The organism is Actinopolymorpha singaporensis (genome assembly GCF_900104745.1).
GTDB classification, from domain to species: domain Bacteria; phylum Actinomycetota; class Actinomycetes; order Propionibacteriales; family Actinopolymorphaceae; genus Actinopolymorpha; species Actinopolymorpha singaporensis.
The window spans coordinates 486,485-508,802 of the sequence record NZ_LT629732.1; the positions used below are offsets into that span (position 1 = coordinate 486,485).

A 22,318-nucleotide genomic window follows, 5' to 3' on the forward strand; every position below is an offset into this window, starting at 1 on the left:
CGGAAACGCACTGGTCCCAAAAGGCGCGCTGCCTTGTATGTATAGATCGTGAGCGGACGGCCGCGCGTGCAGCTCGCAGCACTTCGCCGTTGCCCCGGCCCCCGCATGAACCGGCGGTCTGACATGCGTGAGCGGATGGGGGGACGACGGCGTATCGCCCCCCATCCGCCACGCTCACCGCCGAATGGGCCGCTGGCGTCGGCATCCGGCTACGGTAGCGAGCGCGTCAGCCAAATGTGCTCGCCGCGCTCGTCGGTCGAGACGTGGCTGCGCTCGAAGCCCAGTTTCTCGAGGACACGCAGGGACGGCGCGTTCCAGGGACCTACGGTCGACCAGAGCCGAGTGCGTCCAGTCGAGATCGCGGCGTCGAGGACAGCCCTGGCCGCTTCGGTCGCGTAGCCGTTTCCGTGTACGCGCTTGTACAACTCGTACGCGATCTCGGGCTCGTCGACGGTCGAGCGGCCGACGATGAGTCCGCAGTACCCAATGAAGTCGCCGACGTCGCGCCGGCGAATGGGCAGCAGAGCAAGCCCGGTCTGCTCCGTTGTCGCGAGCTGTCTCGTGATGATCTGGCGGACGTCCTCGATCGTCGGCGTCCCGCCACCTCGTTCGGCGTGGAGCGCTCGGAGCTCGGCGGCATCAGCGAGAGTCCATGGCCCCATGGTCAGCCGCTCGGTCTCCAGGTGGAGCGACATCGGTTGGTAGTCGGGCATAGCGGCGAGCATAACGTCGGCCCTGTAACGCCGACCCGGCCGAACCTGACCGTCGACAGCGGACGATCAGGATGCCAGGGTGGGCGAGTGGACAACCGCACCCACGTACGCGAGGTATCCCGCGTGCTGGCCGTCGCCGCGCATCCGGACGATCTGGACTTCCTCGCGGGTGGAACCATCGCTGGCTGGACACGCGCCGGACTCGACGTTGCCATCTGCATCGTGACCAACGGGGACGCCGGCCAGCTGGGTCAGACTCCCCGAAACCAGGTGGCCGCCCTCCGGCAGGCAGAAGCCCGCGCGGCCGCGCGCGAGCTAGGGGTCGGCGACGTCACGTTCCTCGGCTACTCCGACAGCCGAGTGGAGGTCACACTCGCGCTTCGCCGTGACATCGCGCGCCAGATCAGGCGGGTCCGGCCCGACCTCGTCCTCACCTGGGCACCGGAACGGACCCGGGACTTCATCCGCAGCAACCACCCGGACCACCGCGCGGTCGGTGAAGCCACGCTGTGCGCGATCTATCCCGATGCCGCCAACCGCTACATCCACCCCGAGCTTCACGACGACGAGGGATGGCACGCGTGGCGTGCCTCTCAGGCATGGCTGATGGGTGCCGCCGAACCGACCGCGTACGTCGACATCACCGACACCGTCGACGTCAAAGTGGCGGCACTTCGCGCACACCGCAGCCAGACGGGCCATCTCGACGACCTCGCCGAGCGAATCCGCGAGACGGCCGCCAAGGCTGCACTCGGCGCCGGGCTTCCGGCAGGCCGTCTGGCGGAGGTCTTCCAGATCACCCCAACCGCCTGACGAACCAAACCCAGGCCATTGTGCTTCGACCTCGGCTTTCGTGTCTGAGCCAGCGAGGCGAGCAATCGGTCCGACGTTTCGGACACAGCACGGGTAGGGAGACGGGCGCGCCTTGGGCGCCCGGTCGGCCGTCGCGGCTGGGCGCGACAAGATGGCCGCCAGCAAGACTGGCGACCCTCATCAGCTCCCCTCAGCCCCTCATGCTGCCAACCATGTCCGCGGTGACTCCCGGTCCTGCCTGTGACGCTCCCGCGCGGGTACGACTTCGCTCGCTGGTACGAGCACGAGGTCAGCAGCGATGATGACGGCTCGGAGTCGCTGGACGAGGCGACCGCCGCGCCGGCCGCCTCCTGGTCTGTCTACTTCTTCCCCACGGATGGACCTCGCGAGGACGGGCTTCCTGTCGTCATCGTCTGCGTGCAGAGGCCCGGCATCAAGGACGTGCTCTGCCCCGAGCAGAACGACGCGACGCACCTGCACCGGCAGGTTGGGCAGAACCACGTCGCCATCTCCCGAGTGAGCCCAGGCCGTCAAGACATGACGGCCTGGCACGACCTTGAACTCACCACCGACCTCAACAAGGTGACCTGGCTGCGCTAGTCGGTGCCCCGGAGGCACCCACGAACAGCACGGAAGTACCACGCCGCTCGCGGCCTGCCCAGACGAAAGGAACCGGCTCGGGTCTGGTTCCATCTGCCCGCGCGCCCCCCGCTGGCCTGTCATGCTCTCGCCGCGACCACGAACCAGGATTTGGGGTTCGACTCTCGCGTGCGGACCATCACCGCAGGCGCCCTGCTGCTCGCGCTGGCTGTCGCGATGGGAGCCGTGTTCATGGAGCAAGCGAACAGGTACGTCATGCTCGGCGGCAATCAAGGCTGCCCGCGCACCGTCCTGGAGGAGATGTTCAACCTCAAGGAAGGCCTCTACCACCAGGGCGAGCCACGTTCGGACGCACAGGTTACGGCTGACAAGAAGACCTGCCTGCGAGCAGCCCTCCCGTCGATGACCGTCGCCACCACATCCATGACCGGCGCTGTCCTGCTCCTCGCGGCCGGAGTCACCTTCCTTACGCGAGCGAAACCATGGCCCCGATTGCTCCTTCTCTCCGCTACGGGCGTCGGCGTCGCGGTCGTGATCATCGTCGTGATGGCCACGCAGCCAGGGTGACGGCCGCCCCGGCGAGAAGAACCAGCTTGGAAGATCAGCGCTCACGGGCACCGAGGCTCAGGCGTAGCGACGGGAACCTCGAACTGACCGCTGTCGACCGGTGATCAGCGAGGCGTGGCAGGTCCGTCCGCGAAAGGTTGCCGCGAGTGGCCTGGATCGCGGGCCGTGTTTCGCTCCGGACCGAGGAGCGGTGGGAGTTCCGCGACCCGTGTCTGACCATGACAGAGGCGCGGGACCTGGCGACCTGGCTCGCAGAGGCGGCCGCCGGAACCGTCGAGGTGGTCCAGAACCCAAGCGAGGAACGCATACTCGCGTTCACAGAACCGGTCTTGGCGTTCTCCGTCGCCGGACGTGACGACTGCGAGGTCGTCGTCCGGGTGCACCTCTCACTGGAAGCACTGCCTGGACTGGATACACCATCCGAAGCAGTGGTCGCTCTTCCAATACGCGGTCTTGTTGCGCTTGAACGCCGCTGACTTGCGAGCCGCTGCGAAGTCGTGGACAGAGGAACTTCAGGCATACCCGGTCCGCTAGATCTGGCCAGGGAGTGGCAGGCGGCTCCACCGTGGGTTACCGCTACAGGCCAAGTCCGCGTCTCGGCGGGTCCTCCCGCCATCCCTCCAGAAAGCCTCGCGCTGTCCTCGCGGCTAGCCGCCATGAGATGAGCGTGATCGCGAGTAACGCGATTGGCACGGCGACGTATGCCGGCGGTCGCGACGGGACGAGGAAACCGGCCATGATGGCCACCGCGGCACCGAGCAACCGGCCGTGGTGTTCAAGCCAGGTCGATACAGACCCTGCCACGCGACCCGCGCTCGTCATGCCGTGAGTGTGGCACTCGCAGGGTTCGATTGTCAGCAGCATCGCGGTCGTCTACGAACGCTGTTGAACCCGCTTCCAAGGCCGCCCAGTGAACCGGCTGAGGCCCTCCCGGTAGGGCGCCCAGCGCGATGGCGACAGGTCACCAGCTAGCCGTGAACGTGTACCAGGGCCCGCCGAGGTGTCTGAAGGTCGGTGATTCGAAGCTTCCGTTCTCCAGTCGGGGTGTCGGGCCGTCAGGTAGGTAAGCAAATCCGGCATGGTCGAACAGCGAACCATTGGCCTCGTAGAACACGAACCCGCCGGGAACCCTGGTCACCCTGGAGATGTGGTAGAGACCGATCCAGGACGCCTTGCGAATGTCTACCTGTTCCGACGTGGCCAGGGCGGCGTCCTCAACAACCGCGTCGAAGGCTGGCTTGCTCAACCCCCACCGCATCTGCAGTGGCACAGTCATCACTACCAAGACCAGAACGATCAGCGCTCCGATCGGCGCGACCGCGAACGACCATGACGGTGTTCGGTTTCGTAGCGCGATCACCAATCGGGCTGCCCAGATGACTGCTGCGGCGCAGAGACCAAGCAAGACGAAGTAGCCAGCCGGAAGCACCGCGCCGGGAACGCTCACAGCCCACAGCAGACAACCGGTGAGTAGTGTCACGACCAGATGGAAGCGCCATCGCGGAACGGTGGATGCGTCGGCAGTGGGCGTGGGTTGGGGAGGCTCTGGTGAGGGCGGATCGGCAGCCACGTGGTCATTCTGCAGGATTGCTCCGACGGCAGCACAATGACTGCGTGGAGCGATGGCTGGCCAGTGTCGGTGCCGCCGTTCTAGCGGCCTCGCTTCTCGGTGCCTGTACTAAGTCGACCTACGACGTGGACGTCGAGCTGTGGCACTGCGGAGTCTCACCGTTGAAGGTCGATGGCCACACCTGGGAAGTCCGCCGTCCAGCACCGTTCGATGGCACGAACGCTCCACCAAGCTTCACCGGCCACGGGACGGCCACCGTCAACGACGACAAGCTGGTCTACGTCGATGACGGCGGCGCCCGGATCGTCTTCCGACCGGGCGAAGACGTGCCGCCCCCACCACCGTGCGGCTAGCTTCGTTTGAGAACGACGACGGGTGCCGCGAGCACGACCTAGACGGCCACCACCGTAGGAGCGTCACGTCGCGCCACCGGCACCGTCCCTGGCGGCCTGGGCGTGATCGACCTTGTGTCACACGTTCGATCCATCAACTGACGAGCTGCTGGCTCGGGCTGCAGCGGATTTAATAGCGCCGGTCAAGCACATCGGCCTGCTCCGCTGTGCGCGGTGTGCAATCCGACCTGTCAGGCGGCACGTACAGCTTCTTCAGCTCTTGCCTTGTGCCAGGCGATTCGCGACGAATTTGCGCGACCTGCGGTGCGACAGTCGGGACGGGTCGAGTGGCTGCGGTGATCTTTGCTTTCACCGTGACTGTCGACCATTTGTCGGACCCCAGCCCGGTGCCGTGTCGAGCCTCGAACCACGCGACGTAGGGGACCGCGATGTCATAGTCCTCCGGCCACGGCGTCACACCCCGCCAGGTCCCGGTGAACGACGCCTGGGCCATGATCATCGCGGGTAGCGCATCTCCTCGGCGTGGCTTCGGACGTCCGCTGGCGTTGGTCGGCCCTGGAAGGTACTGCGAGTCTGTTCAGGGGATGAGCACGACTTTTCTCCCGCCGGTCCGTCCGGCGGCTACGCGGGCGAAAGCGATCGGCCCCTCGCGCAGTGGGAGAGGTTCTGGCGTCAGCTGCAATGTCCCTTCGCTGAGCCGCTTTGCCAGCCCGGCAAGCTGCGTGGCATCGGGTTGGACGGTCAGGTCCGTGGTGGTGATGGCGCGTTCAGGTGCAGGTGCGTCGAAGGTCAGAGAGCACAGCCGCCCACCGTCGCGCACCAGGGGCATGGCGGCCGCCGCTGTGCCGCTTGCGGCGGTCAGCGCACCGTCGAACTGTCCGCGTACCTGGTCCGGCCAGTCTTGGTCGTGGTAGTCCACGACCTGTGCGGCTCCGAGGCCGCGCAGCCGGCCGGTGGCAGAAGCGGATGCGGTCGCGGTCACCTCGACGCCCATGGCTGCGGCGAGTTGAATGGCCAGCGAGCCGGTGTTGCCGCCCCCGTTGGTGATCAGGAGTCGCTGACCTCGCCCGAGCGCCAGCGTTGCCAGTGCCTGCCAGGCGGTGAGGCCGTTGACCGGCAGTGCTGCCGCTTCCGAAGGCGACAGCCCAGACGGGCACGGCGCCGCATCAGCCGCAGTGAGCAGGACACGTTCGGCCCAGAAGCCGCTTCCCCCGGGCAGCGGGGCCTCATGCGCGAGCACCTGGTCGCCGACGGCGAACTCATCAACGTCGGCGCCGACTGCCAGCACTCGCCCCGCACCTTCTACCCCCAGTGCCGCCGGCGGGCGCAATCCCACGTCCCAGCCGTCGCCGCTGAGCAGACCATCCCATGGTCCGACTCCGGCTGCCTCGACCGCCACCAGGACCTGACCGGGACCGGGAGACGGAGGATCGGGCAAGTCCAGCAGGATGACATCCCCGCCCGGCCCGGACACTCCGCACGCTCTCATCGGTATCCCTTTCGCCCAGTTCCACCGAGCGGAAGATGCGGGCCGCAATCCTTGGCGTCTGAAGCGGCGCCACCAAGATGTCGAGCGAGACGCCCCGCATCTCCCCTCCACGCTATGACCCGCATTCCCGATCGCACGACATTCCATGTCAGGCGGTTCCGAGGCGCTACCGCCGACCGTGGTCCCCGCCTTCGGGTCCCGGACCAAGCGAGGTGGCCAAACCTCCGGCCCGGCACCAGCCACACAGCACTCCTGGTCCCGTGGAGCGGGGCACGTGATGAGGGTCGCCAGTGCTCAGGCGGCCCTCTTGTCGCGCCCATCTGCGCCGCCCGACCGGGCGCCCAACGCGCGGAATGGGTCGTGGGCTGGTGCGAACGGGCGCCAAGGACGTGCTCGAACGGCTCGTCGACGACGAGCGGTCAAGCTGAATTGTGGGGGTAAAGTGGGAGCGCGATGAGGGGCGCCGACGCTGCACCCGTTCTGACCTGCGATTTTGAGCCAGCGAGGGGACTTGAACCCCTAACCGCCCGATTACAAGAGCGCCGCCAAGCCGATCATGATCATTTTCATGCGGCCTGACCTGCACGCTTGCTTGCCTAGGCTGCTATGTTCGGCCCGCTACGGCTCCATTTCATTGACAGAACCATTGACAGAGCGAGGTACCCCGGCCGCGTATACCGTCGTCAAGCCGGCCGATGACCGAGCCTGGACCACGCTGGCGTTGCTGCACGGATCCTCGGTGCGCCGGGCGTCAACCTCGCGTTCCCCGAAACCGGGCCTTGATCGGCACTGACCCACAACGGTGGGTCATTGCCCACGGATCATGGAGTGCATCACCGACTCATCGCTCTCGCCGAAGGACTCGACGATCTGGGCGCTGATCGCCTGGAGCATGCTGTTCTACTTGCTGTTCGGTTACTTCTCGGCAGGTCATGGGGGCGTCCGGGCAACCGCAAGGCTCAGCGGAGGGGGTCAGTCGGCGTCTTGGCCACGCAAGTGGGAGACCCCTTCGCGTTCGTCGGCCACCCGGTCGCGTTCGTCGGCCACCCGCTCGCGTTCGTCGGCCACCCGCTCGCGTTCGTCGGCCACCCGCTCGCGTTCGTCGGCCACCCGCTCGCGTTCGTCGGCTCGGTCGGCTCGTTGGTCGGCGGCGCGTTCTCGTTGCTCGATGAGCCGTTCACGCTTATCTGGGCCCAGCCGCCATTGATACGACGCATCGTCGCGAATCCTTGCACTCTTCGCGCGAATTTCTGCCTCGGCCAGCCGGATTTCTTTGGCATCGCGCCGCGCCTCGGCGGCCCGCTCCCGCTGAGTGGCGGCAAGTCCGCGCAGATCTTGAGCCTCTCCACGCAGTCGAGCCAAGTCCCCGCGTGTTGGCTCATTGACGGGTGCGTCGTCCAAGCCCATATCGTCCATGGTACGCATCATGCCGCCTACCATGCGGAACGGTTGGCCAACCGCCCCTTTGACTCTGTTTCGTGCACCTGTCTTTACACTTGGGCCGATCGTCTGCTCTGTCATTATCGGCTTCGTTCTGGCGGGGGTCGGCGAGCAGGCTTGCCCGTCTTGCTCGCAACCAGCCGGATCAAGGGCACATTTGTGGCGGGTCAACAAGACGGCGTAGTCAGACCGTAGTGGTGGCCGGGAGCGCATGCGATTAGCTGGACCTCACAGCGTCGAGCGTGGGTGTTCGTCCCATTTCAGGGGCCAATCGGAGAGCCGGGTGATCGCCCGGCCAGAATGCCGAAGTCGCGGAAAACGGGCCAGTTCCTATACGCGTTCACGCCTCGGCCGGACCGCATTGGTCAGGACTCCGGCCCCGGAGGATCAACGCCCGGCGGAAACGCTGCCGGTTCATGGGCAACCGTGGCGAGGATCTCCTGAGCCGGCACGGCGCAAGCCGGGCTCGCTGCCATGACCATCGCGGCCTCGGCCCGCACGGGATCGGTGTCAAAGGGGATGATCAGCAGATGCACGTTGGGAAGCTCAGGGAAGGTCACCGTGACCAGGGCGCACGGCTGAGTCGTGTACCAGCCGACCCTGACCACCCGGCCGCTCACCCGGATGCGCACTAACCGGTCCTCCCAGCCGTGAGGGGCGAGCATAAGGCATTCGGAGGATCCGCTGCACCACTCGTCGACGCCGACGATCAGTCCCGGGAGTTCGAGGAGAGGGTCGTTCGACTGCGGCCACCAAGCGCCATGAACCAGGGCGCAGCGCGAGAGCGACGGCCCCCACCTCAAACGTGCGCTGATGATCGACGGCTCCGCGTCCCAGGGGCGGGAGCTACTGGCCATCCAAGCCACAGGGGCTCCTTTCGCTGCCGACGAGTGACATCACCACCAGGTCATGCCACCTCCGGCAGCGACGAGACCCGGAGCATCCAGCGATCGCTGGTCAACGCCGAGATCCGACGTCTGCGTCGATGAGCATCAGGCAGGGGCGGCAGACATGTACGACTCTGAGTCGACTGTCGCCGCTCGGAATACCAACGACCCTACGCGGAATCGCTCCCGAATAGCCAGGCTTGCCTGGTTGGATCTCGGCAAGGTTAGGCCGAAGAATGGGGCGGGTCGGCTGATTTCAAAGCGGCCCTGCACTGTACCGCGCGCCTACACTCAAGCCATGGGCACAGGCCAGGACGGCGACACTTTCATCGACATGGCCCTCCGCAGGAGACGGCGGGACGCCGAACGGCGTCGTCAGGCCACGGCGGAGCGGGGGAGCGCGGCACAGGAGCGCGTCGACTCCGAACAGACCCGTAAGCTCGCGGCGATGGTACGAAGGCACTCGGCCGATCGACGTCTCCGCCTCGCCAACCCGCAGGGCTCCGGGCTCGGTGGTCAAGTTCACGCCGTGAGCTGTCCGACCCCGGACGCAGACCGCGACGCCCACGAGCGGCGGCAGATGGCCGATGCCCGCGACGCGGCTACCGACGAACGAGAACGTCGCGCAGACAAACGTGACGCAGTCGCAGACGAGCGGGATCACCTCGCGGACCTTCAAGAGGCCCAGCTGGATGAGCGTGAACGCGGCCTGGACACGACGGCCGGGGCGTAGCCCAGGGCATTACGAGTGCGCTCGGGGTGCGCCAGGTCGTTTGGATCGTGCTGGGTTAGTGCGGACTCCCCGTTGATTGGGGATCTGCCTTGGTTGGGCTGAGGGGTCCGAGGCTTCGGGGCTCCAGTGGACTGGCTGCATGTTCGCGGTGAGCAGGCCGGGGGATTTCAAGGCTTCTGGTCTGGGGCCGGTTGATGGTTGTCCTCATCGATCCGGTCGTGGGGTGTCGGGTTGGGTGTTTGGTTCGGTGGGGGGCCGGAGCGGGCGCGTCCACCGCTTCGTCGGGTGTGGCGTGGCTTGGTTCGGGGTTCTGTCGGCGTGGCCAGGATCGGCTTGGTGTCGCGCTCGCCGGCGGCGATCTGGCGGGCGACCTCGGTGAGCATGAGTCGGTTGCTTCGAACGTATGCACGCAGCATGTGAAAGGCTTGGTCGACCCGGATGCCGCCGAGTGCGGCGAGGATTCCCTTGGCTTGTTCGATAGGGACGCGGCTGTCGAGAGCGGTTTGGAGCTGTCCGGCGCGGACGTGCGCGTCCTCCGCGGCGCGTTGGCCAACGACGGCGATGGCGGTTACCTCGGCGAGAGCATGGATGAGCCTCTCCTGGTCAGCCGTGACCGCGGTGGTGTGGGTGGCGAACAGCCCCAGGGCGCCGATCGTCTGGCCAGCTGTTTGCAGGGGCATCACGTGGACGGCAAGAATGCCGGCCTGATCGGCGAGTTGGGCGAATGCCGGCCACCGGCTGGGATCTGTCACCAGATCGGTTTCGCTGACTTGCTGCTCCAAGGTGTACCCATCTACACACGGTCCCTCGACATGGTCCTCGTCCGCGGACGGGAACAAGACCCGCAGCAGGGCCGACTCACCAGACGAGGCCGCGAGCCGCAGTCCTGCGATGGGACTGGGCAGCATGACACAGCTCGCGGCGAGGTGGAACAGACTCGTGCAGTTGCTGGCGAGCAAGCGCAGTAGGTGGGCCTCTGCCTCCGCCGGAATCGGTTCGGCGGCGACGCCGACACGTACGGTCGGGTCAGGTGAGGATTGATGTCGCGTCATGGCGATCCCTCGCACGTAGCCGGGAAGGTGCCGTATCTGCGTCAGAGTCTCGGCGGCGCGAGTTCTCCCCTAGAACTCCGCACGCACCCGACATCTCGTACTTTGCGGTCTACGCCTGGATGACGACATTGCGTACTTCCGTAAAGGAAGTTACCACCCTCGCGGTCCGCAACGAGCGATGTCAAGGAGCACACTGGAAGTGTGTCCGGGCAGGACTGGCATCGGGTTGTTCGCCGCGAGGGGCCGCCGGAGGAACACCGGCCGCTCCCCGCAGGCGGACGACGATACGAAGGTATCGGAATCGAACTCGCGCCGGCACCAGCCGACAGCGCCCCGCGCATCTCCTCGGCTGAGGCGATCCGAACGTTCGAGGCCACTTGGGGGCTGCGCTGGCACAGCCACGTACCTCCCGACGCCGACCTGATGACCGCCACGAACGGTGTGTTCCATTTCGACCCCGGCCCCGGCCTCGCCTTCGCCACCACCTTCACCAACCGGCTGGTCTGGGTACTGACATGGCGAGGCGTCCACCCCCTCCTACGCAAGGCGTCCAGCCGCACCCCATACGGTCAGGATTACGGCGAAGCCGGACTCGTTGACGGGACAGCCATCTTCGACGCCCAGACGGCCGAACTCCTCGCCGTCCTCGAAAACGGCTCCGAACTCCCCCCGTCCGCCGCCCAGGCCTAGTCGGGCTTCTGCTCGTGTTGGGGCAGCCGTTGTTCGCACTGGTCCAGCAGGCTTTCGCGTTGGTCGAGAAGGCGTTCGCGGTCGTCGAAGAGGCGCTGGCGGTCTTGGGCCTGGTCCTCGCGTTCGCCGGCGATCCGGTCACGTTCGTCGGCTACCTGGTCGCGTCGGTCGCCGTCGGCTTCGCGTTGGTCGGAGATCCAGTCTCGGTAGTCGGCGGCCAGGTCTCGTTCCGCAGCGGCCCGTTCATGCTCGTCCGGGCCGAGGGTGCCTGGCTGGTCGATGAGTCCTCGGCGGGTGTCGGCGGCCAGCTGGCGGAGGAGGGCCGCAAAGGTTCGATTGGCCACTGCACGGAAGCGTTCGGCCGCGGCGAGTTGGCGGCAGCGGTACGCCTCGTCGGCTTCGCCGGCTTGCTCGGCGCCGTCATGAGCCGCGCGGTGGCGCAGCTGCGCGGCGAAGCTCCGCTTGTTCGCGGCCTGCTCGTGCAGCTTCTCGGTGGAGTACAGCCTTGGGTCCACTTCGGGGCATCTGTCGCTTTGCTGTGCGCTGGGCTAGCGCCAAGGGTACGTCTGTGCAGGTCAGGGCGTCGAGACTGTAGGAGTGTCGACCCGACCACCGACGGTGGCAGGAGCTGGCCGGGGTGTCGGCTTCTTCCCGCAGACTTCTGCTGTTCGAGAGCGCGGGTAGCCGCGGGGTATGGCCATATTCGCGAGTCGGCCCGGATGCCCCTACGGTCGGTGCATCCGGTTCGCCGGCCCTCGCAGACAGGTTTGGTCGACCTGCTGCGGGGAATGAGTTGGACTTCGCCGCGGTGGCTTTCGCCCAGTGCTACAGACCAGTGGCCTCTCCTATCCGGAGGCCACTGTGGCGGACCTCTCGAATTGCCATGTTCAGTTCTGAGCAGCGCCTGGCGCTGCCGCCGTGCCGATCAGTAACGGGGCTCGACCTCCTGTAGCCTCCCGGGACGATCGCCCCGGCGGCTCTTGCTGAGACTTCGGTCGCGGAGCGCGCACCTTGTCCGGAGTCAGTGCAGGCGGCCGGGGCGATCACCGCGCCGGGTAGCGGTGGCAGGTGGCCGGGGCGATCGCCGCGCCGGGTAGCGGTGGCAGCAAGTTTGGCCGATGCCCTGGTTTGGTCCGGGAGAGTGGCGGCCCGTAGCCTTGCCCGGCGCAGGTGGGCAGCTTGGCTGGCCGCCCCTAACCGCCAACCGAGGGCCGCCGCTCTTCGGGTCCTGGACCAAGCGAGGTGGCCAAAAGCCTCCGGCCCGGCACCATGATGAGGATCGCTAGTGCTCTGGCGGCCCACGGTGGTTGGACGCGTAGGACTCGACATCCGTTACTCCGCGCGTTCAACGAGCTGTCCAAGTAGTTGATGGCCTTTCGCCGTTCTCCTCAGGTTCGTCGGTATCGGCTTGTCGGTGGGCATCGGCCGGCCAGCGGTGAACGCTGGGGGCCGGTCGTGGTGATCTGGGTCGAGGTACGCCAGGTCCTCGAGCTGGCGGTGCACCTCTGACAGGAGGGAGGAGCTTGCGCATTGACGGCCCGGTCGACCTCGGACAGGCAAGGCCTGGTCCGCCAGCGCATTAGCCGTGCCGGGCCGCAAAGCTCGACCGTGGCTCCGTCCGTCGGCCTGCCATAGTTTGGCCATGCAGACGGTGTACGAGGCTGCAGGTGGTGGCGACGGTCTGCTCCGCCTGGCCGGCGCCTGGCATGCCAGGGTGATGGCAGACGAGGTGGTCAGCCACGCGTTCAGCCACGGCGTCCATCCAGACCACAGCCAAAGACTCGCCGCCTACTGGGCAGAAGCGCTCGGCGGCCCGACGACCTACACCGACCACTATGGCGACGAGACCTCCGTGGTACGCATACACAGCGGAAACGGCGCCCACGAGGAGATGGACCGTCGAGCGATCGTCTGCTTCGACCAGGCACTCGCCGACATAGGTCGCGCCACTGACAACCACCTCCGGCAAAGGCTGCACGACTACTTCGCGTGGGCAACCACCACCGCGATGGCCCGCTACCACCACTCCGCCGATGATGTCCCGGACGGTCTGAGCATCCCACGCTGGTCATGGAACGGACTCGTCGTCTCGACCGACTCTGATGACGTCGCTTGAGCGGGTCACACGACTACCAGCAGGCGCCATCGCCATGCCGGCTCACCGCACGCCTCGGACTGCGTCGTGCTGCGCACCGAGTGGCAGTCCACGCGACACGTCTCGGCGTGCTGGAGACGCTGGTCGATCTGCTTGTAGGCGCTGATCCGGAACGGAGCCTTCTCGTACGCCGACATCCAACGGAGCATCGCCGCGTGGGGATCGAGTCGCCCGGCCCGCCGGTCGGCCATCGCCTTGAGGTGAGCCTTCCACTCGGCCACGGTTTGGGAGAAAGTCATCCGGCCAAGCCGGTTTAGCCGTATGGTGGCTCCCTCTGGCACCCCGATTGGCGGGGATGCACCCGAAGCGGAGTCCCAACCCCCATCTCGGGCTCTGGACCTCTACCCGCCATGGACGTCTGATGTCCGTCCACATCACCTCCCCCCGCGATCACCTTCTGACTCCAGGTGACTACCTCATCAAGTACACCGAGGACCAGGAGTGGGTCTGTGCCCCCGTCCGCCATGGTGCTGCGGACCTCTTGCTTGGCTCGCGAACGGCATCGCAGTCTGCGCGGTGTGTGATGCCCGGCATCTGGATCCAGCCCTTGTCCGGCGTCGCGATATCGCCCGTGCAGGCTTCGAAGGCCCGCCGAAGACCACCCTCCCCTGCAAGGGCGAACCTGGCGGCCCGGCCGCCGCGGGGCCAAGCCAGGCGAGCCCTGAAGCCGACGTCGATCCGATCACACTCGGGCGGAGGCAGACCGTTGACCGCGCTCACGTGCTTCCGGTGCGGTAGTACCCGCGAGCTCGACGACGTGCTTTGTGAGGATGGCTCGACGCTGACCGTCAGGGAGTACCTCGCTCTGGTCGAGGAGGCCGGGCTCGTACCGCTCTGTGCACGGTGCGCGGAGCAGATATCGCGGTAGGACCCCGCCCCGGGCCGGTGCGGCTGGGCTCACTCCCCCAGCCACCGGGACACCTGCCCGGGGCGGCCAACGTCTCTCCGGCACGCCGCACCACCACCAAGCCCGTCAATACGAGCAAAGTCCAGGCCGCTACGCACGGCAACCTCAATCATCCAGCCACCTGTCAACCATCAGCCGAGACAGAGCCTCAAGGAACACCTGAGACACGGCACCGTGTCCTCGGCTTCAGCTCACCAGTAGTGCTCACTGCCCTGGCGGGTGCGATCGCCAGACTCGCCGGTTTCCACGGATCGGGGCACGCGCCCGCCATCCGATGATTCCGCTGAAGCTGTTCCGGCTATGTGGAATGCGAGACACCTCGGCGGCCGGATTCAGTTTCGTGGCCAGCTGGTTCGGCACGGTCTTCTACGTGAGCCTCTACCTGCAGCAACATCTTGCCTTCCTGCCCTCCTCAACTGGAGACGACTGGAAGCCGGCTAACGAAACCATTGACAGATTCCGTCGACCGGAACGACGAAACCCAGGCCGAAACCGCTCTGATCTGGGCTTTTACTAAGAGCCAGCGAGGGGACTTGAACCCCTAACCGCCCGATTACAAGTCGGGTGCGCTACCAGTTGCGCCACGCTGGCCAGGCCCGCCAAGCCTAGCCGCGCGGGGCATCCGCCCTACCCGCGGCCCGGCCGACTCTGAACAGGGAGCCAACACGAGACCTCAGCGAGGCCGCGCCGCCCCGGTCGACCCGCGCACCACGAGTTCGGGCCGGAAGAGGTACTCCGAGTGCGGCGCGCCATGCCCGTGGATCTCGTCGATCAACGCGCGCACCGCCGCCAGCCCCATCGCGTGGACCGGCTGGCGCACGGTGGTCAGCGGCGGGTCGGTGAACGCGATCAGCGGGGAGTCGTCGTACCCGACCACGGAGACGTCGCGGGGCACCTCCAGCCCGCGCTGGCGGACCGCCCGGATCGCGCCGAGCGCCATCAGGTCCGAGCCACACACGATCCCGGTGACGCCCTCCGCCAGCAGCCGGGTGGCTGCGGCATGCCCGCCCTCGACGGAGAACAGCGACTGCTCCACGATCCCGACCACCCCGGACGCCTTCAGAGCAGGAGACCCGACCGAAGCGCTGAACGCCACCAGCTTCCGCTGCACGGGCACGTACCGGTCCGGCCCGCACGCGAACCCGATCCGCCGGTGCCCGAGGCTCGCGAGATGCTGTACGGCGAGGTCGGTCGCCACCGCGTCGTCGGTGGACACGAACGGCGCGTCGACCTGTTCGACGTACCCGTTGACGAACACGACGGGCAGCCCGCGCCCGGTCAGCTTCTGGTAGCGCCCGGGGTCGCTGGACAGGTCGGAGTGCAGGCCGGAGACGAAGATGATCCCGGACACGCCCCGGTCGAGCAGCATCTCGACGTACTCGTCCTCGCCGACGCCGCCGGGAGTCTGGGTGCACAGCACCGGGGTGTAGCCGTGGTGGCCGCAGGTCGTCTCGATCACCTGGGCGAACGCCGGAAAGATCGGATTGTCCAGCTCTGGTACGACAAGGCCGATGAGGCCCGCGCTGCGCTGCCGCAGCCTGGCAGGCCGCTCGTACCCCAGCACGTCCAGCGCGGTGAGCACGGCCCGCGTGGTCTCCGGGCTCACCCCGGGACGGCCGTTCAGGACCCTCGACACGGTCGCCTCGCTCACCCCCGCCTGGGCGGCAAGATCGACCAGGCGCGCCCGCTTCCCGGGCCCTCCGTGCATGCGTCCCTCCGTCTGTCAGTGCGGCGAGGATCACCCGCCGCCAACTCCTGGCCGGGGCGGGGATCGCCCGCCGAGCAGCACTCCGGGCAGCGTCCAACCAGCCGTCCGGCCAGCATCAGCATGCACGGATCGGACCGTTCTTGCAGAAAAGCCGTGGAAGAAGGCAGCAGTCGGTACGTGAAACCCCGCGAGGGAGACCTCCCCGCCGCGCCCCGCACTCGCGCCGTCACCGAACGTACCAACGAGAACGCTCCGAGAGCCCACACCGAGCGGCCGGATCCGGGCTGACCGCCCGCCACCTGGTGACATTCACATGAGCGCCATGTCACCATGACCCTGCCCGTGGCGTCCTGCGAAAGGCACGCCAGCAACCCTTTGCTCGGATCGTCCGGCACGTTCCTGCCGGTGAAGGGATGGAGCTTCTTCATGGCTACCGTCACGTACGACAGCGCATCCAGGATCTACCCCGGCTCTGACAAGCCTGCGGTGGACAAGCTCGACCTCGACATCGCCGACGGCGAGTTCATGGTCCTCGTCGGCCCCTCCGGATGCGGTAAGTCCACCTCCCTGCGCATGCTCGCCGGGCTGGAGGAGATCAACGACGGCGCGGTCCGCATCGGCGACCGGGACGTCACGCACCTCCCGCCGAAGGACCGCGACATCGCGATGGTGTTCCAGAACTACGCGCTCTACCCGCACATGTCGGTCGCGGAGAACATGGGCTTCGCGCTGAAGATGCAGGGCGTGTCCAAGGAGCAGCGCCTGCAGAAGGTCCGCGAGGCCGCGCAACTGCTGGGCCTGGAGGAGTTCCTCGACCGCAAGCCGAAGGCGCTGTCCGGTGGTCAGCGCCAGCGCGTCGCGATGGGCCGCGCGATCGTCCGGGAGCCGAAGGTCTTCCTCATGGACGAGCCGCTGTCCAACCTGGACGCCAAGCTGCGGGTTTCGACCCGTACGCAGATCGCCGCTCTGCAGCGCCGGCTCGGCATCACCACGGTCTACGTCACCCACGACCAGACCGAGGCGATGACGATGGGCGACCGGGTGGCGGTCCTCAAGGACGGCCTCCTGCAGCAGAACGACACTCCGCTGAACCTCTACGACAAGCCGAACAACGTCTTCGTGGCCGGCTTCATCGGCTCCCCGGCGATGAACCTGCTCGACGGCAAGGTCACCGAGTCCGGCGTCGACGTCGGCGGCTACGTCGTACCGCTCCAGCCGGCCGTGCGCAGCAGGCTCGGCCAGGACGCCGCGGCGACCGTCGGCATCCGCCCGGAGGCCTTCCGCATCGTCTCCAACGAGGAGAACGGCCTGCCGGTCGAGGTGGCCGTGGTCGAGGAGCTCGGCGCGGACGCCTACCTCTACGGCCTGGTCGGCAACGGTGACGAGCAGAAGGAGATCATCGCCCGCATCGACGCCCGCCGCCCGCCGGAGAAGGGCGCCAAGGTGAAGCTCGCGGCCGACACCGAGCGGATCCACGTCTTCTCCGCATCCACCGGCGACCGCCTCACCGACTGACGCGACGCCACCCGGGCGGGCCACCGCCCGTACCGACAACGACACAGGCCGACCACGGTCGGCCACGGGGGTCCGCCGGTCTCGTCCGGCGGGCCCCCGGTCGTTTTGTCTCCCGGGCGGCCTTACGGATTAACTGGTCCCCATGCCTCGGTTCGTCTCCATGGCCGCAGACCCCGGCCTGCTCGCCCTGCCGTGGAACACCCCGCTCGCGGAGTGGCCGCAGCACCACCTCGTCGCCCTCCCCCGCGGCATCTCCCGCCACGTCGTGCGGTTCGTCCGCAACCGCGGTCAGGTGTACGCGCTGAAGGAGGCCGCCGAGCGGTTCGTCGTACGGGAGAACCGCCTGCTCCGCGACCTCGAACGCCTCGACGTCCCCTCCGTGGACTCCGTCGGCATCGTCCTGGACCGGGTCGACGCCGCGGGCGAGCCGATCGACCCGATCCTGATCACCCGGCACCTGTCGTTCTCCCTGCCCTACCGCGCGGTCTTCTCCCGTACGCTCCGCCCGGAAACCGTCGTACGCCTCGTCGACGCGCTCGCCGCCCTGCTCGTGCGGCTCCACCTGGCCGGCTTCTTCTGGGGCGACTGTTCGCTGTCCAACACGTTGTTCCGGCGGGACGCCGGCGCGTTCGCCGCGTACCTCGTCGACGCCGAGACCGGCGACCTGCACGACGAGCTCTCCCCCGGCCAGCGCGCCTACGACCTGGACCTCGCGCACACCAACATCTTCGGCGAGCTGATGGACCTGCAGGCCGGCGGCTACCTGTCGGAGGACCTCGAACTCCTCGAGCTCGCCGACACCGTGGTCGACCGCTACCAGCGGCTGTGGGCGGAGCTGACCGAGCCGGAGGAGTTCGACACCGGCGAGATGTACCGCCTGGAGCAACGCATCAAGCGCCTGAACGACCTCGGTTTCGACGTCGCCGAACTCGACATCCACACCGACTTCGACGGACGGCACATCCGCATCCAGCCGAAGGTCGTCGACGCCGGGCACCACTCCCGAAGGCTGCTCCGGCTCACCGGCCTGGACGTGGAGGAGAACCAGGCGCGCCGGCTGCTGAACGACCTCGACGCGTTCCGGGCCGCCACCGAGCAGCAGTACGAGGACGAGGAGATCGTCGCCCACCAGTGGCTCACCGAGGTGTTCGAACCGGTCCTGCACGAGGTCCCGGCCGAACTGCGCGGCAAGCTCGAACCCGCCGAGGTGTTCCACGAGGTCCTCGAACACCGGTGGTACCGCTCCGAGAACGCCCACCGGGAGCTGCCGCTGGTGGAGGCCGCCCGCTCCTACGTCGACACCGTCCTGCGGTCCCGCCCGGACGAACGCGAGGCGCTCCCGCGCGGCGACGACACGCTCTCCGACCTGGAGCCGGTGCGCGACGACGACACCCTCACCGACCTGAAACCCTTACGGGACGGCGATTCCTGACAGCTGTTGTCAACTGAGTCTTGACAAGGCAGGCCGCTAGCGACTGCTGTCGCTCGCGATCCGTCCGCCCGTCGGGGGAAGCTGCGTCCCCGCCCCACCGGGCGCCACCGGCCCACCCTGCCGCCACCAGCTGGTCTGCCGCGGCGCACCCTGCCAGCCCCGGACGACCCCTAAGCCCCGGCGGCCTACCTCGCCGGCACCGGGGGAGGTCCCGCACCGGACCTGTCCGGTAGGACGGAAACAACGCCGGATCGGCGCGGCCTACCGAAGCCGGCAACTGACGGGGCGGACAGCGGTGCCGATGGTTACCCACCGCCGACGGTTGCCGGCAGGTCCTCACCGGCCGGTGGTTGCCGACACCCTGAAATCCCAACCAGGATTTGGGCTTACGCCGACAATGCCCGGCCGATGACGAGCCGCTGGATCTGGTTGGTGCCCTCGAAGATCTGCAGCACCTTCGCCTCCCGCATGTAGCGCTCCACCGGGAAGTCCCGGGTGTAGCCGTAACCCCCGAGCACCTGCACCGCGTCCGTCGTCACCTTCATCGCCGTGTCGGTGGCGGTGAGCTTGGCAACGGCCGCCTCGGTGGAGTACGCCATGCCGCGGTCGCGCCGTCTCGCCGCGTCCAGGTAGGTCGCACGGGCGCTCTGCACGCCGGCGGCCATGTCGGCGAGCAGGAACGACAGCCCCTGGAAACCGATGACCGGCTGACCGAACTGCGAGCGTTCCTTGGCGTACGCGACGGCGGTGTCAAGCGCTGCTTGCGCGAGCCCGACCGCGCACGCCGCGATGCCGAGGCGACCGGAATCCAAAGCGGACAAGGCGATTCGCAGGCCCTCACCCTCCGCGCCGATCAACCGGTCGGCGTCGACACGTACGTCGTCCCAGTGCACCTGGCAGGTCGTGGACGCCGTCATGCCCATCTTGTGCTCGGGCGCGGCGTACGAAAGTCCGGGCGTGGACGCGTCCACCAGGAAGCAACTGATCCCCCGGGTGCGGTCGGGGGAAGTACGGGCGAACAACGTGTAGAAGTCGGCCTCGCCGCCGTGGGTGATCCAGGCCTTCGTGCCGTTCACGACGTACGGGCCGGCGGGGTCCGCGTCGGCGCCCTCCCCGTCGCGCACCGCCCGCGTGGTCATCCCGGCCACGTCCGAACCCGCCTGCGGTTCCGACAGGCAGTACGCACCCAGCAGGTCACCGGACAGCAGTGTCCCCAGCCAGCGTTCACGCTGTGCGTCGGTGCCGAAGGCCGCCAGCGGATGGCAGGTCAGCGACTGCACGGAGGCGCCGACGCCGACGCTCAGCCAGGCGTACGCCAGCTCCTCCAGCACCTGCAGGTAGACCTCGAACGGCTGGCCGCCCCCGCCGTACTCCTCCGGGTAGGGCAGCGACAGCAGGCCGGCCCGGCCGAGCAGCCGGAACGTCTCCCGCGGGAAGGTGCTCGTCTCCTCCGCCTCGGCCGCCCGGGGCGCGAGCTGCTCCGCGGCGATCTCCCGGGTCAGGTCGAGGAGGTCGTGCGCCTCTGGCGTGGGAAGCAGGCGTTCGACCGGCATGGCGGGTCCTCCTCGACGTTGGGAAGGCGTCCGTACGGCCGGACTCTTACCGACGCGGCCTCACGCGTACTCTGTCACGCGTCTTGCGGAGTGAGACGGGCGGACCTGATCCCGCGGCGCCGCCACGTGTAGGTCACGGTGACTCCCTCACCGTCGGTCACCGCGGCCGGGTAGGAGAACTCCCGGTCCTCGACGTTGCGGTCCGCATCCCCGTCTCGGGCCGGCTCGTCGTCCAGCGTCGCCCAGTGCCGCCAGCTGTGGCCGTTGTCGGCGGAGATCGCCGCGGTGAGCGGCGTCCGCACGCCCCACGACCTGCCGACCGGGTTGTGGACGCAGACCAGCCGGCCGTCGGGGAGCGGGGCGAGGTCGATCCCGCTGTTGTTGTTCGGCAGGGACGTCGGCACCGCCGTGCTCCAGGTCCGGCCGCCGTCGGCGGAGTCGCTGCGGCACACCCACCCGCAGCTGCTGCGCACCAGCATGTGCACCTGGCCGGGCGCGGACTCCCAGACTGTGGGCTGGATGATCCCCTTGCCGGGGAACGTCGCGTGGTCCACCGGTACGAAGTCGCTGCGCTGCCAGGTACGCCCCCGGTCGTACGACAGGTCGGCGAACGCGTCCCAGGTGTCCGGGCGTTCGACGGACGCCGGCGCGAGCCAGCCTCCGTCGGCGAGCACGATCGGTTTGTTCTTCACCGGGCCGCGCCCGCCCTCGTCGCCGGGCACGAGCTCGCGGGGCGCCGACCAGGTGCGGCCGCCGTCACCGGACACGATCACCCGGGTGCGCCACGAGGGAATCTGCCGGCCCACCTTGTAGAACAGCCAGACCTCACCGGCCGCGTCACTGCCGGGAGGCACGAACAGCACGGGGTTCCAGTGCGGCAGGCCGTCCTCGTCGGCCACCCGCGCCGGGCGGGACCAGCCGTCGGGCGTACGCCGGGACAGCCAGATCGCCACGTCGCCGGCACCCTCGCGGCTCCCGCCGAACCACGCCGCCAGCGGTCCGCCCGGGAGGGGCAGCACCGTCGACGCATGACAGGCCGCGAACCGCGGGTCGTCGCGGACCACGAACTCCAGCTCCACCCGCGCCGGGGACGCGGGGGACCCGGACTCCGCCGGGGACGCGGACGCCGCGCTCACTCGGCAGCCGCGGACCTGGCTCGCTGCTGGGCCACCTCGTACAACGCGATGCCGGCGGCGACCCCGGCGTTCAGCGACTCCGTACCCGAGTGCATCGGGATCCGCGCCAGGTCGTCGGCGGTCTCGCGGACCAGCCGGGACAGCCCCTTGCCCTCCGAGCCCGCGACCAGCACCACCGGGCCGTCGAGGTCGGCCACCTCGGCGAGGTCGCCCTCGCCCTCCGCGGCCAGCCCCACGATGCGCAGCCCGGCCTTCTGGTACGCCTTCAGCGTGCGGTTGAGGTTGACCGCCCGGGCCACCGGCACCCGCACCGCCGCTCCGGCCGAGGTCTTCCACGCGGCCGCGGTCATCGCGGCGGACCGGCGCTCGGGGACCACCACTCCGTGCGCGCCGAACGCCGCCGCCGAGCGGACCACCGCGCCCAGGTTGCGCGGGTCGGTGACGCCGTCGAGCGCCACGAGCAGCGGCGGCTCACCGCTGTCGATGGCGTCCTGGAGCAGCTGGTCGGGGTCGGCGTACTCGTAGGGCGGCACCTGCACCGCCACGCCCTGGTGGACGGCCCCACTGGTGAGCCGGTCCAGCTCCAGCCGGGTGACCTCCAGCAGCGGGACGCCGTTCTCGGCGGCCAGCCGAAGGATCTCGCGTACCCGGTCGTCGCGGTCGATCCGCTCCGCCATCTGGACCGTCTTCACCGGTACGCCGGATCGCAGGGTCTCCACGACGGGGTTGCGGCCGACGATCCACTCCGGCCGGTCACCGGCGCGGCCGCCCGCGCCTGCCCGGCCGGACCCGCCGCGCCGGGCATCCGCCGAGGCGGCCGCCCGCTTCTGGGCCTGCACCCGCCTGTGAGCCTTGTGGTAGGGCCGGTCCTCCGCCCGTGGCGTCGGCCCCTTGCCCTCCAGGCCGCGGCGGACCCGCCCGCCCGAGCCCGCCGTCGGGTTGCCCGAGGACCGCTGCCGGATCGCACCCCGACGCTTGCTGTTGCCGGCCACGCCAGCCTCCACC

Annotated in this window: 23 protein-coding genes and 1 tRNA gene; 10 read left to right on the plus strand and 14 right to left on the minus strand. The window is 68.3% G+C overall.

What is annotated here, in order from left to right; all coding sequences use genetic code 11:
* Positions 1-209 precede the first annotated feature (209 nt).
* A complete protein-coding gene (locus tag BLU27_RS02180) occupies positions 210-695 on the minus strand; it encodes a GNAT family N-acetyltransferase (RefSeq protein WP_241827740.1) in 486 nt (161 codons plus the stop codon).
* On the opposite strand from BLU27_RS02180, the gene BLU27_RS02185 reads away from it, so the two are divergent.
* The 4 genes from BLU27_RS02185 (at position 684) to BLU27_RS02200 (ending at position 3,169) form a co-directional block, all read left to right on the plus strand.
* Positions 684-1,526: a PIG-L deacetylase family protein gene (locus BLU27_RS02185; RefSeq protein ID WP_241827741.1), complete on the plus strand. Its 843-nt coding sequence runs from the start codon at positions 684-686 to the stop codon at positions 1,524-1,526. The two genes, BLU27_RS02180 and BLU27_RS02185, sit on opposite strands and share 12 nt — an antisense overlap.
* Positions 1,527-1,766: 240 nt before the next feature.
* Positions 1,767-2,126, plus strand: a complete 360-nt coding sequence (locus BLU27_RS02190) for a hypothetical protein (RefSeq protein ID WP_241827742.1) — start codon at positions 1,767-1,769, stop codon at positions 2,124-2,126.
* A 168-nt stretch (positions 2,127-2,294) separates the two neighbouring features.
* On the plus strand, positions 2,295-2,693 hold the full coding sequence (locus tag BLU27_RS02195; protein ID WP_092650073.1) for a hypothetical protein: 399 nt from the start codon (positions 2,295-2,297) through the stop codon (positions 2,691-2,693).
* 146 nt (positions 2,694-2,839) lie between these two features.
* The gene (locus BLU27_RS02200; RefSeq protein ID WP_092650075.1) at positions 2,840-3,169 is read left to right on the plus strand and encodes a WapI family immunity protein; all 330 of its coding nucleotides are present in this window, start codon (positions 2,840-2,842) and stop codon (positions 3,167-3,169) included.
* Positions 3,170-3,654: 485 nt separating this feature from the next.
* Here the strand turns inward: BLU27_RS02200 and BLU27_RS28720 are convergent, their stop codons facing one another.
* A complete protein-coding gene (locus BLU27_RS28720; protein WP_157728160.1) occupies positions 3,655-4,263 on the minus strand; it encodes a hypothetical protein in 609 nt (202 codons plus the stop codon).
* 44 nt (positions 4,264-4,307) lie between these two features.
* Between BLU27_RS28720 and BLU27_RS02210 the strand changes: the two genes are divergently transcribed.
* Positions 4,308-4,616 (plus strand): hypothetical protein, encoded by a 309-nt coding sequence (locus BLU27_RS02210; protein ID WP_157728161.1) that lies wholly within the window; start codon positions 4,308-4,310, stop codon positions 4,614-4,616.
* A gap of 169 nt (positions 4,617-4,785) precedes the next feature.
* On the opposite strand, the gene BLU27_RS02215 is transcribed toward BLU27_RS02210, so the two are convergent.
* From BLU27_RS02215 to BLU27_RS30170, 4 genes are all read right to left on the minus strand, one after another.
* Complete coding sequence (locus tag BLU27_RS02215) at positions 4,786-5,115, minus strand: hypothetical protein (protein WP_092650081.1); 330 nt, start codon at positions 5,113-5,115, stop codon at positions 4,786-4,788.
* Between the two features lie 78 nt (positions 5,116-5,193).
* Positions 5,194-6,252: a zinc-binding dehydrogenase gene (locus BLU27_RS02220; RefSeq protein ID WP_157728162.1), complete on the minus strand. Its 1,059-nt coding sequence runs from the start codon at positions 6,250-6,252 to the stop codon at positions 5,194-5,196.
* Positions 6,253-7,077: 825 nt separating this feature from the next.
* A complete protein-coding gene (locus tag BLU27_RS28725; protein ID WP_157728163.1) occupies positions 7,078-7,533 on the minus strand; it encodes a hypothetical protein in 456 nt (151 codons plus the stop codon).
* 377 nt (positions 7,534-7,910) lie between these two features.
* Positions 7,911-8,402 carry a DUF5994 family protein gene (locus BLU27_RS30170; RefSeq protein WP_092650085.1) on the minus strand — a complete coding sequence of 164 codons (492 nt, stop codon included), beginning with the start codon at positions 8,400-8,402 and terminating at the stop codon, positions 7,911-7,913.
* A 328-nt stretch (positions 8,403-8,730) separates the two neighbouring features.
* On the opposite strand from BLU27_RS30170, the gene BLU27_RS02230 reads away from it, so the two are divergent.
* On the plus strand, positions 8,731-9,165 hold the full coding sequence (locus BLU27_RS02230) for a hypothetical protein (RefSeq protein WP_092650087.1): 435 nt from the start codon (positions 8,731-8,733) through the stop codon (positions 9,163-9,165).
* 167 nt (positions 9,166-9,332) lie between these two features.
* Here the strand turns inward: BLU27_RS02230 and BLU27_RS02235 are convergent, their stop codons facing one another.
* A complete protein-coding gene (locus BLU27_RS02235; protein ID WP_092650089.1) occupies positions 9,333-10,217 on the minus strand; it encodes an ANTAR domain-containing protein in 885 nt (294 codons plus the stop codon).
* A gap of 201 nt (positions 10,218-10,418) precedes the next feature.
* Here BLU27_RS02235 and BLU27_RS02240 point away from each other — a divergent pair, with 201 nt between their 5' ends.
* Positions 10,419-10,907: a hypothetical protein gene (locus BLU27_RS02240; protein WP_092650091.1), complete on the plus strand. Its 489-nt coding sequence runs from the start codon at positions 10,419-10,421 to the stop codon at positions 10,905-10,907.
* On the opposite strand, the gene BLU27_RS02245 is transcribed toward BLU27_RS02240, so the two are convergent.
* On the minus strand, positions 10,904-11,422 hold the full coding sequence (locus tag BLU27_RS02245) for a hypothetical protein (RefSeq protein ID WP_092650093.1): 519 nt from the start codon (positions 11,420-11,422) through the stop codon (positions 10,904-10,906). The two genes, BLU27_RS02240 and BLU27_RS02245, sit on opposite strands and share 4 nt — an antisense overlap.
* A gap of 1,127 nt (positions 11,423-12,549) precedes the next feature.
* On the opposite strand from BLU27_RS02245, the gene BLU27_RS02250 reads away from it, so the two are divergent.
* Complete coding sequence (locus BLU27_RS02250; RefSeq protein ID WP_092650095.1) at positions 12,550-13,023, plus strand: group II truncated hemoglobin; 474 nt, start codon at positions 12,550-12,552, stop codon at positions 13,021-13,023.
* 5 nt (positions 13,024-13,028) lie between these two features.
* On the opposite strand, the gene BLU27_RS02255 is transcribed toward BLU27_RS02250, so the two are convergent.
* The 3 genes from BLU27_RS02255 to BLU27_RS02265 all read right to left on the minus strand — a co-directional run bounded on the left by BLU27_RS02255 (position 13,029) and on the right by BLU27_RS02265 (position 15,677).
* Positions 13,029-13,301, minus strand: a complete 273-nt coding sequence (locus BLU27_RS02255) for a hypothetical protein (RefSeq protein ID WP_157728165.1) — start codon at positions 13,299-13,301, stop codon at positions 13,029-13,031.
* A gap of 1,186 nt (positions 13,302-14,487) precedes the next feature.
* Positions 14,488-14,560: transfer RNA gene (locus tag BLU27_RS02260), tRNA-Thr, on the minus strand.
* A gap of 82 nt (positions 14,561-14,642) precedes the next feature.
* Complete coding sequence (locus BLU27_RS02265; RefSeq protein WP_092650099.1) at positions 14,643-15,677, minus strand: LacI family DNA-binding transcriptional regulator; 1,035 nt, start codon at positions 15,675-15,677, stop codon at positions 14,643-14,645.
* Positions 15,678-16,103: 426 nt separating this feature from the next.
* Here BLU27_RS02265 and BLU27_RS02270 point away from each other — a divergent pair, with 426 nt between their 5' ends.
* Both BLU27_RS02270 and BLU27_RS02275 read left to right on the plus strand, forming a co-directional pair.
* Positions 16,104-17,192 (plus strand): ABC transporter ATP-binding protein, encoded by a 1,089-nt coding sequence (locus BLU27_RS02270; RefSeq protein WP_092657050.1) that lies wholly within the window; start codon positions 16,104-16,106, stop codon positions 17,190-17,192.
* Between the two features lie 142 nt (positions 17,193-17,334).
* Positions 17,335-18,624, plus strand: coding sequence for a DUF4032 domain-containing protein (locus BLU27_RS02275; RefSeq protein WP_092650101.1), 1,290 nt, complete (start codon positions 17,335-17,337; stop codon positions 18,622-18,624).
* 386 nt (positions 18,625-19,010) lie between these two features.
* Here BLU27_RS02275 and BLU27_RS02280 read toward each other — a convergent pair whose 3' ends face one another.
* The 3 genes from BLU27_RS02280 to rlmB form a co-directional block, all read right to left on the minus strand.
* A complete protein-coding gene (locus BLU27_RS02280; protein WP_092650103.1) occupies positions 19,011-20,177 on the minus strand; it encodes an acyl-CoA dehydrogenase family protein in 1,167 nt (388 codons plus the stop codon).
* A 74-nt stretch (positions 20,178-20,251) separates the two neighbouring features.
* Complete coding sequence (locus tag BLU27_RS02285; protein WP_197681639.1) at positions 20,252-21,313, minus strand: sialidase family protein; 1,062 nt, start codon at positions 21,311-21,313, stop codon at positions 20,252-20,254.
* Entirely contained in the window at positions 21,310-22,305 is a 996-nt protein-coding gene (gene rlmB, locus BLU27_RS02290; protein WP_092650105.1) for a 23S rRNA (guanosine(2251)-2'-O)-methyltransferase RlmB, read from the minus strand. The genes BLU27_RS02285 and rlmB overlap by 4 nt, the downstream gene beginning before the upstream one ends.
* Positions 22,306-22,318 lie beyond the last annotated feature (13 nt).